This is a genomic window from Streptomyces sp. NPDC006265 (genome assembly GCF_040613555.1).
GTDB lineage: Bacteria > Actinomycetota > Actinomycetes > Streptomycetales > Streptomycetaceae > Streptomyces.
The window spans coordinates 1-17,910 of the sequence record NZ_JBEXSH010000078.1 but is presented as its reverse complement, the minus strand read 5'-3'; the positions used below and the strand labels follow the sequence as shown (position 1 = coordinate 17,910).

Below are 17,910 nucleotides of genomic sequence, written 5' to 3'. Positions count from 1 at the left end.
CCGAACGGGACCGCTCCCTCGTCGAGGTGGGCCCCGGCCAGTCGCTGAGCGCGGTGGGGGCGGACCACCTCGGGGGGGGGGACCCGCCGGCGCACCCCGTGGTGGTGCCCTCCCTGCGGGCCGTCTACGACCGCCGCCGTCCCGACGACCTCAGCCATCTCCTGGACGCCGTCGCCCAGTTGTGGACCACCGGTGCGGCCGTCGACTGGGACGCCCTGTCGGACCCCGCCGGGCACCGCAGGGTCGGCCTGCCCACCTATCCGTTCGAGCGCACCCGCTGCCGGTTCGACCCGCCGGGTGAGCGCTCCGGGTCCTCCCGCAGGCCTTCCGCCACCGCCCGGCGGGACGATCCCGAGTCCTGGCTGCTCGCTCCCGCCTGGCAGTCGGCGCCCATGCCGCCCCCGGCGCCGCCCCGGCCCGCCGGCGAGCACTGGCTGCTCCTCGCCCCGGTCGGACAGGACGGCCTCCCGCTCCCGCTCGCGCTGAGCGTCAAGGACCGTGCCACGGCGGCCGGACATCGGGTGACCGTCGTCGTGCCCGGCGCTCCGGCCGCCGTCGACGGCCCCCGCCACGGCGTCGACCACCGGATCAATCCGGCCGACCCGGGTGCCTACGCCGAACTGGTCGCCGCGCTCGACGACGATCAGTGGCCCGCGAAAGTGCTTCACCTGTGGAGCGTCGACCCGGGCGGCGGCGACGCGGAGGACGGCGACCCGTACACACGCGGCATGCACAGCCTGCTGTGGCTGTCCAGGGCCTTGTCCGCCCGCAGCGCCGCCGCTCCCGTCGACCTGTGGGTCGTCTCCCACGGGCTCGTCGGCGTGGAACGCGCCGACCGGCCGAGGCCGGAGGTCGCCACACTGCTGGGCGCCGCCAAGTGTGTTCCGCAGGAGTACGAGGGCATCAGCGTCCGCTGCGTCGACGTCGCCCCCGACGATATCCCGGGCCCGGGCGCGGACGAACTCGCGGACCGGCTCGTCGATGTCGTCGCGGAGGCGCCCGACGAGCGCCTGATCGCCTACCGCGGACGCACCCGGTGGACGCGGACCTTCCAGCCCCTGACGCTCGGCACGGCCCGCAGCCCCCTGCGCGGCGACGGCGTGTACGTGATCACGGGCGGGCTCGGCGCGGTCGGCCTCGAACTGGCCGACCACCTGGCCGACAGGGCCGCGTCGATCGTCCTGACCGGCCGCTCCGCCTTCCCCGACGAGGAGGAGTGGGACAGCTGGACGGCCCGTCACGGCGACGACGACCCCACCAGCCGCAGGATCCGGCGGCTGCGCGCCATGCGGGAACGCGGCGCGCGCGTCCTCGTGCAACGGGCGGACGTCACCGACGAGGCGGAGATGAACCGGGCCCTCGCGGAGGCGGAGCGGCTGCTCGGACCCGTCACCGGCGTGTTCCACGCCGCCGGGATCGTGGGCGAGAACGCGTTCGCCCCCATCGACACCCTCGACCGGCGGTGGCTCGACGGCGTGATGCGCGCCAAGGTCGACGGCACGCGCGTCCTGGAACGCGTCCTCACCGGACGCGAGTCCGAGTTCGTGTTGCTGTTCTCCTCCAACGCGGCCCTGCTCGGCGGTCTCGGCACCGCTGGCTACACCTCGGCCTGTGTGTTCCTGGACTCGTTCGCCCAGGCCAGGGCCGGACGGCCGGGAACGCGGTGGATCAGCGTCGACATGGAGGACTGGATACCCGACGAGGGGCTCGGCCGCCCGATGACCAGCGTCACCCGGTACGGCGTCGGTGTCGCGGAGGGCGTTCGGTTGCTGAGCCGTATCGCGGAGAGCGCCGAGGCCGGTGTGACCACCATCGTCACCGCCGACCTGGAGGAGCGGCTCGACCGATGGGTCCGCCACCCGGAGGTCGCCAGACGCGGACGCGTACCCGCCGGCGGGGCCCGCCAGCCGCGGCCGGAGCTGAGCACCGCCTACACGGAGCCTAGCGACGCCACGGAGACGGTCATCGCGGACATCTGGGCGGAGATGCTCGGCGTCGACAAGGTCGGCCGCGACGACGACTTCTACGAACTGGGCGGGCACTCCCTGCTCGCGACGCAGATCGTGTCGCGGGCCCGCGCGGCGCTGGGCGTCGAACTGTCGCTGCTCAACCTGCTGCGCCGGCCGACCGTGGCGGGTCTCGCCGACTACGTGCGGGGCGACGAGAGCGAGGCGGCGGCCCAGGACCCCATCCCGGTCGTGCCGCGGGACGAGGCGCTGGCCCTCTCGTACGGGCAGCAGCGGTTCTGGATCATCGACCAGCTCACCCCCGGCAACTCCGTCTACAACATCCCCGACGTCGTGCGCGTCGAAGGGCCCCTCGACGCCGAGGTGCTGCGGTCCTCCCTCGACGACATCGTGGCCCGGCACGAGGCCCTGCGCACGTGCTTCGGCCTCGACGGCGAGCGGCCCACCCAGCGCATCGCGACGGACGTGTCCGTCCCGCTGCCCGTCACCGACCTGCGCGACCTGCCGGAGGGGCAACGGCGCCGGCGCTGGGAGGAACTGGCCCTGGCGGAGTCGCGGCGGGCGTTCGACCTGACCCGGGCGCCCCTGCTGCGGGCCGCGCTGCTGCGGGTGGGCGACGAGGAGCACATCCTGCTGCTCACCATGCACCACAGCGTGTCCGACGCCTGGTCCACCGGCGTGTTCGTCCGGGAACTCGGCATCCACTATGCCGGCCGCCTCGGCGCGGCCACCGAGGAACCGCCGTCGCTGCCCGTCCAGTACGCCGACTACTCCGCCTGGCAACGGGCGCGGCTCGACGGGCCGAGGCGAGAGGAACTGGTGGAGTACTGGCGGACCCAGCTCGCCGACGCACCCCAGCTCGTGGAGTTCCCGCCGGACCACCCGCGCCCGGCGGCCCAGAGCTTCGCCGGCGCGACCGTGCCGCTCACGCTGCCCGGCCCCCTCGTCAAGGGCCTCCAGCAGCTCGGCGGCAGCCAGGGCGCCACGCTGTTCATGACGCTGCTCGCGGCCTTCACGTTCCTGTTGCACCGGTACTCGGGCGAGCGGGACGTGGTCGTCGGATCGCCGATCGCCGGGCGTACCCACCCGGACGTGGAGAACCTGATCGGCGTCTTCGTCAACATGCTGGCCCTGCGCACGGACGTCGACCCCGGTCTGTCGTTCCGCGACCTGCTGGAGCGGGTCAAGGAGACGACGCTCGGCGCCTACGCCCACCAAGAGCTGCCCTTCGAGCTGGTCGTGGAGGCCGTCGCGCCCGAACGCAGCCTCGGACACGGGCAGTTGTTCCAGAATGTCCTCGTCCTGCAGAACGCCCCGCTGCCGCCTCTCGACCTCGCCGGGCTGCACCTCGAACAGGTGCCGATGCCCGCCGTCAACGCCAAGTTCGACCTCATGATCATGCTGCGTGAGACGGGTGACGAGGCGGTGGGCATCCTCGAGTACGCGACGGACCTCTTCACCGAGGAGACCGTGCGCCGGATCGGTGCCCACTTCGTCAGCCTGCTCGACAAGGTCGTCGCGGACCCCGACCGCCCCCTCGCCCGGATCGACCTGCTCTCGGACACCGAGCGGGCGAAGGTCACCGGCGCATGGGCGCACGGGCCCGAGGGCCATGCCGGCCGGCGCTCCCTGCCCGAGATGTTCCGGGAGCACGCCGCCGCCACGCCGGACACGGTCGCCGTCCGCGACGCGCTGGACCCCGCCGCGTCCCTGACCTTCGAAGAGGTCGAGGCCGTCTCCAACCAGCTCGCCAGGGAACTGCGGCGACGGGGGGTGGGCGCCGAGTCGCGTGTCGCCGTCTGCGCCGAGCGGTCCCCGGAGACGATCGTGCTGCTGCTGGCCGTCATGAAGGCCGGTGCCGCCTACGTCCCCCTGGACCCCGCATACCCGAAGGACCGGCTCAGGTTCATGCTGGCCGACTCCGGAGCCGAGCTGGTGCTGGTCGCGGGCGAGCACCGGGAACGCCTGGGCGAGGGGCCGCACACCACGCGGACGGTGGACGTCGACGCGTTGCGACAGGCCTCCGCCGGCCTGTCCACGACCCCCCTCGACCTGTGCATCGACCCCGCCCAGCCCGCCTATGTCCTCTACACCTCCGGCTCGACCGGCGTCCCCAAGGGTGTGATCGGCCTGCACGGCGGCATGGTCAACCGACTGGAGTGGATGTGGCGGGAGTTCCCCTTCCGGCCCGGAGAGGTCCTCTGCCAGAAGACCTCGCTGAACTTCCTCGACTCGTTCTGGGAGATCTTCGGGCCGCTCTGCCAGGGCGTACCGGTCGTGGTGCTGCCGCAGGCCCTGCTCATGGACCTGCCCGCGCTGGTCGCAGCGCTCGCCGAGCACCGGGTCACACGCATCGTGCTCGTCCCCTCCCTGCTGCGGGCCCTTCTCGACACGGTGCCCGACCTCGCCGGTGAACTGCCCGCCCTGCGTCTGTGGGTGAGCAGCGGGGAGGCCCTCCCGGCCGACCTCGCGGGCCGCTTCCTGAAGACCCTGCAGGGCCGGATCCTGCTCAACCTGTACGGGGCGTCCGAGATTTCCGCCGACGTCACCTGGCACGTGCTCGCCGACGCCGACGTGGCGGCGGGCAAGGTGCCCCTGGGCAGGCCCATCGAGGGAACCAGCGTGTACCTGCTCGACGAACTGATGCGGCCGGTCCCCGCCGGGGTGGCGGGGGACCTGTACATCGGCGGGCCCGCCCTCGGCCGGGGCTACGTCGGACGGCCGGACCTCACGGCCGAGCGTTTCGTGCCGAACCCCTTCCCCGACGGGCCCGGCGGACTGCTCTACCGCACCGGCGACCGTGCGCGGTTCCGGTCCGACGGGGCCATCGAGTACGCCGGACGGAGCGACCAGCAGGTCAAGGTCCGCGGATTCCGGGTCGAGCCCGCCGAGGTGGAACAGGCCCTCCTCGCCCACCCCGCACTGGAACAGGCGGTCGTGACGGCCGAGGGCGAGGTCCTGGCCGCCTACTACGTCGCGGCCGGGGGACAGCGGGCCGACGCGGAGGAACTGCGCCGGCATCTGCACGGGCGGCTGCCCGGCTACATGGTCCCCACGCTGCTCGTGCCCTGCGCCGAGCTGCCCCTGACTCCGAGCGGCAAGATCGACCGCCGGGCGCTCAGCGGTCTCGCCCGTACCGGGGCACGAACCGCGACGGCGCCCTCGGTCGCACCGCGCGACGACGCCGAACGGGCGGTCGCCGTGCTGTGGCAGGAGACGCTCGGCACCACGGGACCGGTGGGCGTCCACGACGACTACTGGGCCTCGGGCGGCTACTCGCTGCTCGCCACCCGGTTCGCCGTACGCGTCCGGGAGACCTTCGGCGCCGCCTTCCCGCTGGACCGGTTCTTCGCGGACGCCACCGTCGCGGGTGTGGTCCGGACCCTGCGGGACGACCCCGACACCGGCCACGAGGTCGACGAGCGGGCGGCGCTGCTACTGCGGGTCGCGGAACTGTCCGACAGCGACCTCGATCGACTGCTGACCCAGGAGGACGTGTGAGCGGCACCGGCGGAGACATCGCCGACAAGCGGCGGGAGGCCATGCGCCGACTGCTCGCGCAGCGCGGACTGAGCACGAAGTCCGAGTCGCGGATCGCCGCCCACCCCGAGCGCGGCAGCGCCCCGCTGTCGCACCCTCAACGCCAACTGTGGCTGTTCGAGCAGATGTTCCCCGGCACGGGGGCGTACAACGTGCCCGCGGCGGTACGGCTGACCGGCACGGTCGATGGTCCGGCCCTTCAGACCGCCCTGGACGCCTCGATCGCCCGGCACGCAGTCGTCACCGCCCGGTTCCGCGTGGACGGCTCCGAGCCCCGGCAGTATTTCGCCCCGGATCCGGTCCGGGTGCCCATCCGACGGCACGACCTGACGGGGCAGCCGGCCCCGGACCGGGAGCGCGGCGCTCTCGAGCTGGCCAGGTCCATCGCGGCCCGCCCGTTCGACCTGACCGACGCGCCTCCTCTGGCCGTCCACCTCGTCACCCTGACCGAACACGACCACGTCCTGGTGCTCAACATGCACCACCTCGTCGGCGACGCCCTGAGCTGGGGCGTGCTCCTGCGCGAGGTCGCCGCCGGCTACGACGCCGTCCTGCGCGGTGAGAAGCCCGCAGCCGAACCCACGCCCGTCCACTACGGCGACTATGCGCGCTGGCACCGCGACCGGCTGCGCGGCGCGGCCTACGACGACCAGATCGCCTACTGGGAGCGGGTGCTGACCGACCCGCCGTCCGTCCTGGAGCTTCCGGCCGATCGGCCCCGTCCGCTCACCCCGGCGTTCCGCGGCGACGTGGTGGACTTCGGCCTGGACGCCGCCACCGTCACCGGGCTCAGGGAACTCGGACGCCAGGAGGGCGCGACCTTGTTCATGGCAGTCATGGCCGCCCTCGACGTCCTGCTGTACCGCTACACCGGCCGGACCGACTTCCTCGTGGCCACCTCGGTGGCCAACCGCGGTCACTCCCAGGTCGAACCGATGGTTGGCCTCTTCGTCAACACGCTGCTGCTGCGGGCCGGGCTCGACGGTGACCGGACGTTCCGCGAGGTCCTGCGCCACGTCCGGGAAGGGACCGGTGAGGCACTCGTCCACCAGGAGGTCCCGTTCGAGAAGGTCGTCGAGCGGCTGCGCCCCGACCGCACCGGGGGAGCCGTCCCGTACTTCCAGGTGATGTGCACGCTGCGCCCCGCGCCGCGCTTTCCCGAGATGCCCGGCCTGCGGTTGAGCGACTTCCCCGTCCACAACGGGACCAGCAAGCGCGACCTCACCCTGAACCTGGTCGAGGACGGTGACACGGTCCTCGGGCAGTTCGAGTACGACACCGAGATCTTCGACCGCGAGACCGTGACCCGCCTGGCCGCGCACCTGCGGCAGTTGGTGACCGCCGCCCTCGCGGCGCCGGACACCCCGGTCGGCGCACTGCCCATGCTCACCGACGCGGACCCTGCCCCGCCTTCCGAACCGACCCTCTACGCGGCGGCGGCATCGTGCGTGCACGAGCTGTTCGCCGAGCAGGCCGACCGCACCCCGGACGCCGTCGCCGTACGCGGCGAGGACACCACACTCACCTTCGCCGAACTCGACCGGCGTGCCAACCAGTTGGCGCACCTGCTCCGAGAGGCGGGCGTGGGCCCGGAACGCCCGGTCGGGCTGTGCCTGGAACGCACCCCTGCCATGGCCGTGGCCGTGCTCGGCGTGTTCAAGGCGGGCGGCGCCTACGTGCCGGTGGACCCTGCCGACCCGGCGGCCCGGCGCGCGGCCATCCTCGCCGACTCGGGTGCCGCCCTCCTGGTCCACACGGGCGGCGCGGACCCCGCGGCCACGATCAGGACGGTGGAACTCGACCCGGACTGGACCGCGCTGCGCGATCGGCCCACCGACCGCCCCGACAGCGGGGCGACACCCGGGAACACCGCGTACATCCTCTACACCTCCGGCTCCACCGGCGCCCCGAAGGGCGTCGCGGTCGAGCACCGCCAGATCGTCAACTACACCTTCGCGGTGCTGGACCGGCTCGGCGTCGACGAGCCGCTGAGCTACGCGATGCTGCAACCGCTCACCGTCGACTCGTGCCTGACCATGCTGGTGCCTCCCCTGGTCACCGGGGGAGAGCTGCACCTGATCACCCGTGAGCGCGCCCTCGACGCGGACGCCCTGGCCGACTACATGGCTCAGCACAAGGTCGACTGCCTGAAGATCGCTCCCTCCCATCTGAAGGCCGTCATGCGGTCCGGGCGAGGCGCGGACCTGCTGCCCCGGCGTCGTCTCGTCATCGGAGGCGAGGCGTCGGGCTGGCAGTGGCTGCGCTCCGTCGCCCGCACCGCCGGTCCGGACTGCCAGGTGTACAACCACTACGGTCCCACCGAGACCACCGTCGGCGTGCTGACCTGGCCCGTTCCCCGCGACGCGGAGCCCGAGGCGGTGAACGCCCCGCTGGGAAGACCGCTGCCCAACACCACGATCCACGTGCTCGACCGCGACGGCCGGCCGGTGCCGGCCGGGGTCCCCGGCGAACTCTGCGTCTCCGGCGCCAACGTGACCCGGGGCTACGTGGGCAGACCGGACCTCACTGCGGCCGCCTTCGTCCCCGATCACCTCGCCCCGCCCGGCGGCGGCACGGCGAACCCCCCGGGCGGGGAGGGCGGGGCCCGGATGTACCGGACCGGTGACCTGGTACGGCTGCGCCGGGACGGCACGCTCGAGTTCCTGGGGCGCGGCGACGACCAGTTGAAGATCCGCGGGTTCCGGGTCGAGCTGGGCGAGATCGAGGCGGCTTTGACCGACTGCCCTCTCGTACGGGAGGGGATCGTCGTCGTCCGGCGCGACGGACAGGAGGAGCCGCGGATCGTCGGCTACCTCGTGCCGCAGGACGCCGGGGACGCCGGGGACAAGGGGGACGGCGGCGGTGCCGGGGACGCCGGCACGCATGCCGTGCTGGAGTACCTGCGAGCATGCCTGCCCCGCCACATGGTTCCCGCCGCGCTCGTGGCGCTGCCCGCGCTGCCCCTCTCCGCGCACGGCAAGGTCGACCGGAGGGCGCTGCCCGCCCCGGCGCGCACCGAAGCACCCGTGCTCGCCCCCCGCAACGACACGGAGCGCGCCGTCGCCGAGGTTTGGCGCGACCTCCTGGGCGTCGACGACGTCGGCCTCGACCAGAACTTCTTCGACCTCGGCGGCCATTCACTGCTGCTCATCGAACTGCACCGGCGGCTGGCCGCGGACGTGGGCATCCACGCCGAGCTGATGGAGCTGTTCCGCTCGACCACCGTCCGTGCCCAGGCCGCCCTCGCCGACGACGAGAGCGGCCCGGCCGGACCCGTCGGCCTGGACAGCGCCAGGGAACGCGGCAGACGGCAGCATCAGCTGCTGAGGCGCAGGCAGGCGGCTCGGCCGCAACGGCCCGCGCCATGACGGACCTTGACACCGGGAAGAGCGGCTAAGAGTATGAGCGGGACGCTGCCGCAATGTATCGACGTTCCCGCAGCGCGACCGACAGGCCGGGCCCGGGCCTTCTCCCGGGACTTTCCGCCGACCGGTCGTCTCCTTCCCGCCCCGCCCCGCCCGGTCCGCGCCGTCCTGTCGCGCACCCCGCCCGGCCGGGGCGGCTCCCGGAAACCATGACGGACACCGCCGCGTGCCCGTCACCGCGGCGGGCGATCCCGCGCGGGCAGAGTCAGTCAGAACGCACAGCGGTAGTACGGAATTGGGGGAGTACGTGGAAGAGCCCGACGACTCGCAGGAGCTGGGCACCGAGATCGCCGTCATCGGCATGGCCGGGCGATTCCCGGGAGCACCCGACCTGGAGCGGTTCTGGTCGAACCTCCAGGACGGCGTCGAGTCCGTGGCCTTCTTCGAGGACTCCGAACTGCTCGCCGCCGGCGTTCCCGAGGCGGAGTTCTCCCGCCCCGGTTACGTGAAGGCCGGGGCCCGGGCGGAGGGCGTCGACCTCTTCGACGCCGAGTTCTTCGGGTACACGCCCCGCGAAGCCACCATCATGGACCCGCAGCACCGGATCTTCCTCGAACTCGCCTGGGAGGCGCTGGAGCATTCCGGCTACAGCCCCGCCCGGATCGGGGACGGTGTCGGTGTCTTCGGCGGCGCGGGGACCAGCGCCTACCTCCCGCTCGTCTTCGCCAACCTGGAGAGCGGCGCCGCCATCGGCGCCTCCAACGTGGGGCTAGGAAATGAACTGGGCTTCCTGACCACACGCGTCTCCTACAAGCTCGGCCTGCAGGGCCCGAGCGTCCCCGTGCACACCGCCTGCTCCAGCTCCCTGGTGGCGGTCCACCTCGCCTGCCAGAGCCTGCTCAACCACGAGTGCGGCACGGCCATCGCCGGTGGAGCGGCCTTCAAGGTCCCGCCGGGCAAGGGATACCAGTACCAGGAGAGCGGCATTCTCTCCCCCGACGGGCACTGCCGTCCCTTCGACGCCGACAGCCGGGGCACCGTCTTCAACAACGGCGCGGGCGTCGTCGTACTCAAGCGCCTCGAGGACGCCCTGCGCGCCAACGACACGGTGTACGCGGTCATCAAGGGCACCGCCGTCAACAACGACGGCTCTGCGAAGGCGAGTTTCACCGCCCCCGGGGTGGCCGGGCAGAGCGCGGTCGTCCTGGAGGCCATGGAGATCGCCGGTGTCGAGCCCGACGAGATCAGCTACGTCGAGGCACACGGCAGCGGCACCAGAATCGGCGACTCCATCGAGATCGAGGCACTGACCAGGGCCTTCGACACGGGCTCGGACCGCACCGGATTCTGCGCGATCGGTTCGGTGAAGTCGAACGTCGGCCACCTCGACGCGGCCGCCGGAATCGCCGGGCTCCTCAAGACCACGCTCGCCCTGCGCCACCGCACCCTGCCGCCCACCGTCCACTTCCGTAAGGCCAACCCGGCCATCGACTTCCCCAGCACGCCGTTCCACGTCCAGCGGGAACTCGCCCCCTGGACCACTCCGGACGGCGGCCCCCGGCGCGCGGGGGTGAGCGCCTTCGGATTCGGCGGCACCAACGCCCACGTCGTCCTCGAGGAAGCACCCGAACCCGCCCCGCCCGGTCCGGCCCGGCCCTCCCAGCTGCTCGTCCTGTCGGCCCGCACCCCGCAGGCGCTGGAGCGGGCCACCGACCGGCTGGCCGCGCGCCTGCGGCAGGAGGATCTGTCGCTCGCCGACGTCGCCTTCACCCTGGCGCAGGGCCGTCAGGAGTTCCGCCACCGCCGCGTCGTCGTCGCCCCCGACGCGCCCAGCGCGGCGCACGCCCTGGAAACCCGCGACGGCGCGAGCGTGACGACCGGCACCGCCGACGCCGCCTCGCCCTCCGTCGCGTTCCTCTTCACCGGGCAGGGCTCCGCGTACCCGGGGATGGCGGCCGGGCTCTACGCGCAGGAGTCCGTGTTCCGCGCGGCCGTGGACCGGTGCGCCGAACTGCTGCGCCCCGAACTCGGCACGGACGTCCGCGACCTGCTGCTCGCCGCGCCGGACAACGAGGAAGCGGCCCGTCGGCTCGCCACCACCGCGTTCGCCCAGCCGGCACTCTTCACCCTGGAACACGCGCTGGCCGAGCTCTGGAGCTCCTGGGGCGTCACCCCGTCGGCCATGATCGGGCACAGCCTCGGCGAGTACGTGGCCGCCTGCCGTGCCGGGGTCTTCGAACTGGCCGACGCGCTCCGGCTGGTCGCCCTGCGCGGCAGGCTCATGGAGCGGCAGGCGAGCGGCGCGATGCTCAGCGTCGCCTCCGACCGGGCCACGGTGGAACGGCTCCTGCCCGCCGGACTGTCCCTCGCGGCGCACAACGGCCCGTCCGACTGCGTCGTGTCGGGCCCGGACGAGGCCGTCGCCGCGTTCGCCGCCCTCGCTGAGCGGCAGGGGATCGTGACCCGCCCGGTCGCCACCTCCCACGCCTTCCACTCCGCGTTGATGGCGCCGATGGTCGAGGAGTTCACCCGCGCCGTCGCCCAGGCCCCCCGGCACGAGCCGGCGGTGCCGTTCCTCTCCAACGTGACCGGCGACTGGATCACCGCTCGCGAGGCCACCGACCCCGCCTACTGGGGCCGCCACGTCCTCGCCACGGTCGAGTTCGCGCGGGGCGTCGAAGTGCTGGCGGCCGACCCGGAGGTGGCCTTCCTGGAGGTCGGGCCGGGCCAGACGCTGCGCAGCCTCGCCGCACGGAACCTCGCGGGTGCGCAGCCGCCGCGCCTGGTGACCGCCACGCTGCCGCACCGGCAGGACGGCCGAGGGCCGCTGGAAACCGCCCAGCGCGCCCTGGGCCTGCTCTGGCTCCACGGCGTCACCCCCGACTGGACCGGTTACCACGCCGACGAGCGGCCCCGTCGTGTGGCACTGCCGACCTACCCGTTCGAGCGCACGCGCCACTGGCTGGAGCCCGCCCCGGCCGCACCGGCGAGGCCGGGACCCCATCCGCTTCTCGACGAGTTGCTGGTGCGGACGGTGGACGAAGCGGTGTTCCTCACGTCCTTCGACCTGGATCGCCACTGGGTGCTCAGCGAGCACAAGATGCTCTCCGAGGCCATCGTGCCGGGCACCACCTACCTGGAGATGGCACGTGCCGCGGGCACGGAGTACCTCGGCGAGCAGGTCACCGTCCTGTCAGACGTCGAGTTCCAGGTCCCCCTGCTGGTCACGGCGGAGCAGCCGCGGGTCGCGCACACCATCGTGCGCTCCGACGGCGGTGACGGCGCCGAGTTCAAGGTCGTCAGCCAGGACCCGGCAGCGCCCGACGGGCGGCGGTGGACCGTCCACGTGCGCGGCAGGCTCTCGGCGGGACCCCGGCCGCCGCGCCGCGCCGACCTGCCCGCCCTCGCCGCCCGCTGCCGGCTCGCCACCGTGGACGTCGGCACCCTGCAGGCCGAGCACCGGGTCATGGACTTCGGCAGCCGCTGGCAGGACAGCCTGCGCACGGTCGACGTCGGCGTACGGGCCGCGCTCGGCCACCTGAACCTGCCGGAGCGTCACCACGAGGAAACCGGCGCCTTCGCGCTCCACCCCGCGCTGCTCGACCTGGCGACCGGGTTCCACCGCTGGGCGATGCTCCGGGGCGACGAGGCCCCCGACGCGTCCGGGCACGACTTCTACCTGCCGCTGGCCTACGACCACCTCACCGTGCACGGCCCTATGCCCTCCCGGTGCGTCAGCTTCATCCAGCCCGACCCGGACTTCCCGCAGAGCGACGAGATCCGCAAGGTCGACGTCCTGGTCTGCGCCCCCGACGGCGCCGTCGTCCTCGACATCAGGGGCTTCACCGCCAAGCGTGTCAACGACCCCCGGCGCACCGTCCGGAACGCCCGCGCGGCCACAGCGCACCACACCCTGCGCTGGGTGCCCGCGGACGGCACCGTGGCGACCGGTGACGGGGGAGCGGCACGGCGAGCGGTCGGCCATGCCCTGGTGGTCGGAACCGACTCGCCCCGGCGCGCGGCCGTTGTCGCCGAGCTGCGGGACGCCGGCGTGACCGTCGACGTGACCGGTGCCGACACCGACTGGACCACCTGGACGGATCCGCTGCCGGCGGAGACCGTGTTCGTGGCGAGTGAGGACGAAGCGGGCAGCCCCGGCCGACACGCACAGGAACGCCTCCTGGACAGCGGCGTGATGGCCCTGCTGCGTCTGGCCCAGACCCTCGGCGGGCAGGGCGCGGGCTCCCGCCGGCTCACCGTCGTCGCCGGGTACGCCGAGGACGTCAGCGGCGACGAGCCCTACCTCGTGCCCGCCCACTCCGCGCTGTTCGGCCTGGCGAAGGTCATCGGCCAGGAGCACCCCGACATCGGCTGCCGGTGCGTCGACACGGCCGTCGACGTCCCGCCCGGCGCGCTCGCCCGGGAGATCCTCGGGACGGACCCGGCGGGGCAGGCCGCCCTGCGCGCCGGCGGCCGCTACGTCCTCGAACTCGTCGAAACGGATCTGCGCCCCGACCCGGAGGACCTCGCGGCCGTGCCGGACGGCGTCCACCTGATCACCGGCGGCCTCGGCGGACTCGGTCTGGAGATCGCCCGGTCAATCGCCGCGGCCCGGCCCGGAGCGAGGATCGCCCTGGTCGGCAGACGCGGACTGCCACCCCGTGAGCAGTGGCCCGACGTGCTGCGCGACGGGCCGGCCGGCCAGGCCGAGCGGATCCGCCTCATCGAGGAGATGGAGTCCCACGGCGCCCGCGTCCTCGTGCGCCCGGGCGATGTCTGCGACCACGGGGACATGGCCCGCGTCATCGCGGACGTCCGCCGCGACCTCGGCCGCGTCACCTGGCTGATCCACGCGGCGGGCACCGCGGGCGACGGCTTCCTGATGAACAAGTCGCCCGACGTCTACCGGGCCACCCTGGCCCCCAAGGTCACGGGCGCGATGGTGCTGGACGACGTCACCGCCGACGACCCGCCCGAACTGATGGTGATGTTCAGCTCGACCACCGCCCTGTTCGGCTCACCGGGCCAGGGCGACTACACGGCGGCCAACCTCTTCCTCGACGCGTACGCGGCCTGGCGCGGCAAGCGGGGGCTGCGCACGATCACCCTGAACTGGACCGACTGGCTGGGCACCGGCATGGCCGCCGACCACGGCGTCCAGCGTGACCAGGGCTTCTTCCGGTCCGTCGAGATCGAGGACGCGGTGGTGAGCTTCCACGCGGCCGTCCGGTCGGAGCACGTGCGGGTGATCGTGGGGGAGATCAACCACGACGCGCTGACCGTGCTGGACCCGGCCGTGCTGCGGGCGCGTATGGCTGCCTCACCCATCCGCCTGAGCGAGCCGATCCGGCGGGCCGTGGCCGCCGTGGCGGCGACCGCCGCCACCCGGACCGCCGCGGGGCCCCCGGCACCCGTCTCGGAGGTGACACTGCTGGGCCGGCCGGACGGCGAGTACAGCCCCATGGAGGAGACCCTGGGCAGGCTGTGGGCCGCCGAGTTCGGCATCAGTGAGATCGATGTGTCCGCCACCCTGTTCGACCTCGGAGGCGACTCGCTGCTGGCACTGCGCCTGTCCAACACCCTGCAGGAGGCCCTCGACGTGAAGACGTCGATCGCCGACCTGTTCGCCCACCCGACGGTCGCCGACCTCGCCCGGCATGTGACCGCCGACGAGCAGGCGACAGACCCCGGGGATGCCCCGCACGCGGTGACGGCCCCGGACACCGCGCCCACCCCGCCCACCGGGACCGTCCCGGACGAGGCGGCCGGGGAGGAGACCGACCCGGGCTGGTTCGGCCTCTGGAACGCCCAGAGCGGCATGTGGCTGCAGCACCAGTTGGGGGAGGGCCGTGCTGAACTCAACCTGCCGGTGTGGACGCACGTGCACCGCGCCGTCGACCACGACGTCTTCCGCAGAGCCGTCGCGTATCTGATCGACCGCCACCAAGCGCTCCGCCTCGTGTTCCGGGACACCGCGGACGGGCCCCGCCAACGGGTCCTGCCCGCCTTCGACCTCGACGTCCCGCTGGTCGACCTGAGCGCCCACCCCGACCCCGAGGCGGAGGCCGAGCGGCTGATCCGCGCGGACAGCGCCACCCCGTTCGACGCCCTGGACAGCCCGCCGCTGCGCGTCGCGCTCTACCGGCTCGGCCCCGAACACCACTGCGTGTACTACACCATGCACCACCTCATCTCCGACGGCACCGGCATCGGGATCTTCCTGCGGGAGCTGCTGGAGACGTACGAGGCGCTCGCGCGGGACGAGGAACCGTCACTGGAGCCGCTGGAAACGACGTACGAGAAGCTGATCCGCGGCCGGTTCGCATGGCTGGCCGGCCCCGAGCGCCCGGCCGCCGAGGCCTACTGGCTCGACGAGCTGGCGGGCCCCCTGCCCCGGCTGCACATCGGTGACTACGACGCGCCCGGCGCCGAGGTGTCCAACGAGACCATGGACTTCACGGTCGACCCGGACCTGTCCGAAGCCGTCGGGGCGCTCGCCAGGAAGTGGGACGTCACCGTGCACGTCCTCCTTCTCAGCGCGTACGCCGTGGCGCTGCGGGGCATCGGGTCGGACGACGACATGGTGATCTGCGTGCCGTTCTCCGGGCGGGACAGCAAGAGCATGAGCCACCACCTGGGCATGTTCGTCAACCCGCTTGCCGTGCGCCTCACTCTCTCCGACACCGACACGTTCGACGAACTGGTCCGGCGCGCCCAGGCCAAGAGCGTCGGCGCCTACGCCCACAGCCGCTACCCGTTCACGCTGATCGCCGAACGGCTGGCGCCCGCCGACGGCGCGCCCCGCGACGGCCGGAACCCGGTCTTCTCGACCGCGTTCCAGTTCACCGACTTCCTGCCGCCCGCCAACCAGACCTCGCAACTCGACATCTGCCTGTACGGCAAGCCGGGACAGGACGGTCTGGGCATGCGGCTCACCTACAACTCGCTGCGGCTCACCGAGTCGGAGGCCATGGAGGTACGGACGGCCTTCCTCGCCGTGCTGCGCGAGGTGACGACCGACCCAGGCAGCGCATTGGCGGCCCTGGCCGAACCCATGCGGCGGGCGCGCCGGGGGGGCGTCGTCGCCCCCAGGGGCCGCCGTCTGGGAGCCCTGCGGTCCACCCGGGCTCCGGGCGTCTGAAGGACCGGCAGCCCGGGTCCACAACCGAGTCCGCCCGACCGGCGGACTCGCTCATTCGAGGAGGAAGAGGTCCATGGACGAGCGACAGGAAGAAACCCGTTACGTCGTGGTGGTCAACCACGAGGAGCAGTACTCGATCTGGCCGCTGGGCCGCGAGATTCCCGAAGGCTGGAAGGACGCCGGACACGAAGGCCCGAAGGACGCCTGCCTGGCCCACATCAACGAGGTGTGGACCGACATGCGTCCGCTGAGCCTCCGGTTGAAGATGGAGACCGAGAACACCCGATGACGACCCTTGTCCGGCCGTTCGTCCACAGGCCCCACGCGAGCATGCGGCTGCTGTGCCTGCCCCACGCCGGAGGCGGCGCCTCGGCGTACCGCGGGTGGGCGACCGAGCTGCCCGACGGCATCGAGCTGTGGGCGGTCCAGCCGCCCGGCCGGGAGGACCGGGTCATGACCCCGCCTCTCGACCAGATGGACGACCTGCTCAACGAGCTGGTCCCCGCCGTCGTCCCGCTGCTGGACCGGCCGTTCGCCCTGTTCGGCCACAGCATGGGCGCCGTGGTGGCATGGGAGCTGGCCCGGGCGCTGCAGCAGCTCGAAGCCGGCTCGCCGGTACGGCTGTTCGTCTCCGGCAGTGTGCCGCCGCAGATCAGGGACCTACCGGAGAGGCCGCTGCACGCCCTGTCCGACGCCGAGCTCTGCGACCGGCTCAGGGAGTGGGGCGCGACCCCGGAGGCCGTGCTCGCCGACCCGGAGCTGATGGCGCTGTTCCTGCCCGTCATACGAGCGGACCTCGCCGTGGTCGAAAGCCGTGTCCACCGCACCGAACCCCTGCTCACCTGCCCCGTCACGGCCTACGGCGGCACCGAGGACGGCAGCGTCGGCAGTGACGTGCTGGCGCGGTGGGGCGAGGTGACGACCGGCCCCTCCAACTGCCGCATGTTCCCCGGGGACCACTTCTTCCCGCACTCCGCGCGCTCGGCCGTTCTCGCGGACATCGCCGACCGGCTCGGCGCGGACTCGCACTACCGAAAGGCTGGAACGGCATGACCTCGCAGCACGGAACCGGCCCGCAGGGCGACACGCACACCCCCTCCGTCACGGACGTCGTGACCTCCGTGTGGGCGTCCGTGTTGCGCATCGACCGCCCGAACCCGGACGCGAACTTCTTCGCCCTCGGCGGCAACTCGCTCCAGGGCGCCCGGATGGTCGGCCGGCTCCGCGAGGAACTGGGCATCCGCATCCCGCTCAGCGCGCTCTTCGAAAGCCAGACGGCCGCCGAACTGGCCGCCAGGATCGAGGACCTGCGGGGGGACGCGCCACGCACCGGCGTCACCGTCCCGCCGTACACCGAGCGGACCGGGGGGACCTTCCACGCACCGGCCTCCTTCGCCCAGCAGCGCCTGTGGGTGGAAGAGCACATCCTGGGACCCAGTTCCCGGTACAACGTCCCCGCAGCCGTGGAGATCGAGGGAGACCTCGATGTCGCGGCCCTGCGCCTGGCCCTCCAGACGCTGGTCGACCGGCACGAGCCGTTCCGCACCGGCATCCGCGCTGTCGGCGGCGTACCCCACCAGGTGGTCGAGGCCGCCGTGGAACTGCCCTTGGAGATCGTCGACCTTCAGGGCGAGCCGGACGAACTGCGGGAGCAGGTCCTCGTCGACCGGATCGGCGCCTCGGCGCAGCGGCCGTTCGACGTCGAACGGGGCCCGCTGCTGAGGGCGGAGCTGTACCGGCTGGAGGACCAGTGGCACGTCCTGCTGGTCAACATGCACCACGCCATCACCGACATCCACTCGTTCGAGCTCGCGGTGGCGGAGCTGCTGGAGCTGTACGCGACGGCCGCCAAGGGCACCGTCCCGCCGGCCGAACCGCCGGCCCTGCAGTACGCCGA

At 72.9% G+C, this 17,910-nt stretch carries 6 protein-coding genes; all 6 read left to right on the top strand.

Features of this window, described 5'->3' with window-relative positions; genetic code table 11:
* Positions 1 to 104 precede the first annotated feature (104 nt).
* Complete coding sequence (locus ABZ281_RS09760) at positions 105 to 5,468, top strand: amino acid adenylation domain-containing protein (protein WP_356653834.1); 5,364 nt, start codon at positions 105 to 107, stop codon at positions 5,466 to 5,468.
* Positions 5,465 to 8,875 (top strand): amino acid adenylation domain-containing protein, encoded by a 3,411-nt coding sequence (locus ABZ281_RS09755; RefSeq protein WP_356653832.1) that lies wholly within the window; start codon positions 5,465 to 5,467, stop codon positions 8,873 to 8,875. Before ABZ281_RS09760 ends, ABZ281_RS09755 begins: the two co-directional genes overlap by 4 nt.
* Before the next feature lie 304 nt (positions 8,876 to 9,179).
* A complete protein-coding gene (locus tag ABZ281_RS09750; RefSeq protein ID WP_356653830.1) occupies positions 9,180 to 16,013 on the top strand; it encodes an SDR family NAD(P)-dependent oxidoreductase in 6,834 nt (2,277 codons plus the stop codon).
* 73 nt (positions 16,014 to 16,086) lie between these two features.
* A complete protein-coding gene (locus ABZ281_RS09745; RefSeq protein WP_093845017.1) occupies positions 16,087 to 16,302 on the top strand; it encodes an MbtH family NRPS accessory protein in 216 nt (71 codons plus the stop codon).
* The gene (locus ABZ281_RS09740; RefSeq protein ID WP_356653827.1) at positions 16,299 to 17,066 is read left to right on the top strand and encodes an alpha/beta fold hydrolase; all 768 of its coding nucleotides are present in this window, start codon (positions 16,299 to 16,301) and stop codon (positions 17,064 to 17,066) included. Before ABZ281_RS09745 ends, ABZ281_RS09740 begins: the two co-directional genes overlap by 4 nt.
* Positions 17,063 to 17,910 (top strand): condensation domain-containing protein (locus ABZ281_RS09735; RefSeq protein WP_356653825.1); only part of this gene is annotated, 848 nt, incomplete at its 3' end. The genes ABZ281_RS09740 and ABZ281_RS09735, both read left to right, overlap by 4 nt.

Bases quoted from the DNA above. Each gene is read 5' to 3' on its own strand.
- ABZ281_RS09745 (WP_093845017.1), top strand. From the start codon at position 16,087: ATGGACGAGCGACAGGAAGAAACCCGTTACGTCGTGGTGGTCAACCAC.
- ABZ281_RS09740 (WP_356653827.1), top strand. From the start codon at position 16,299: ATGACGACCCTTGTCCGGCCGTTCGTCCACAGGCCCCACGCGAGCATG.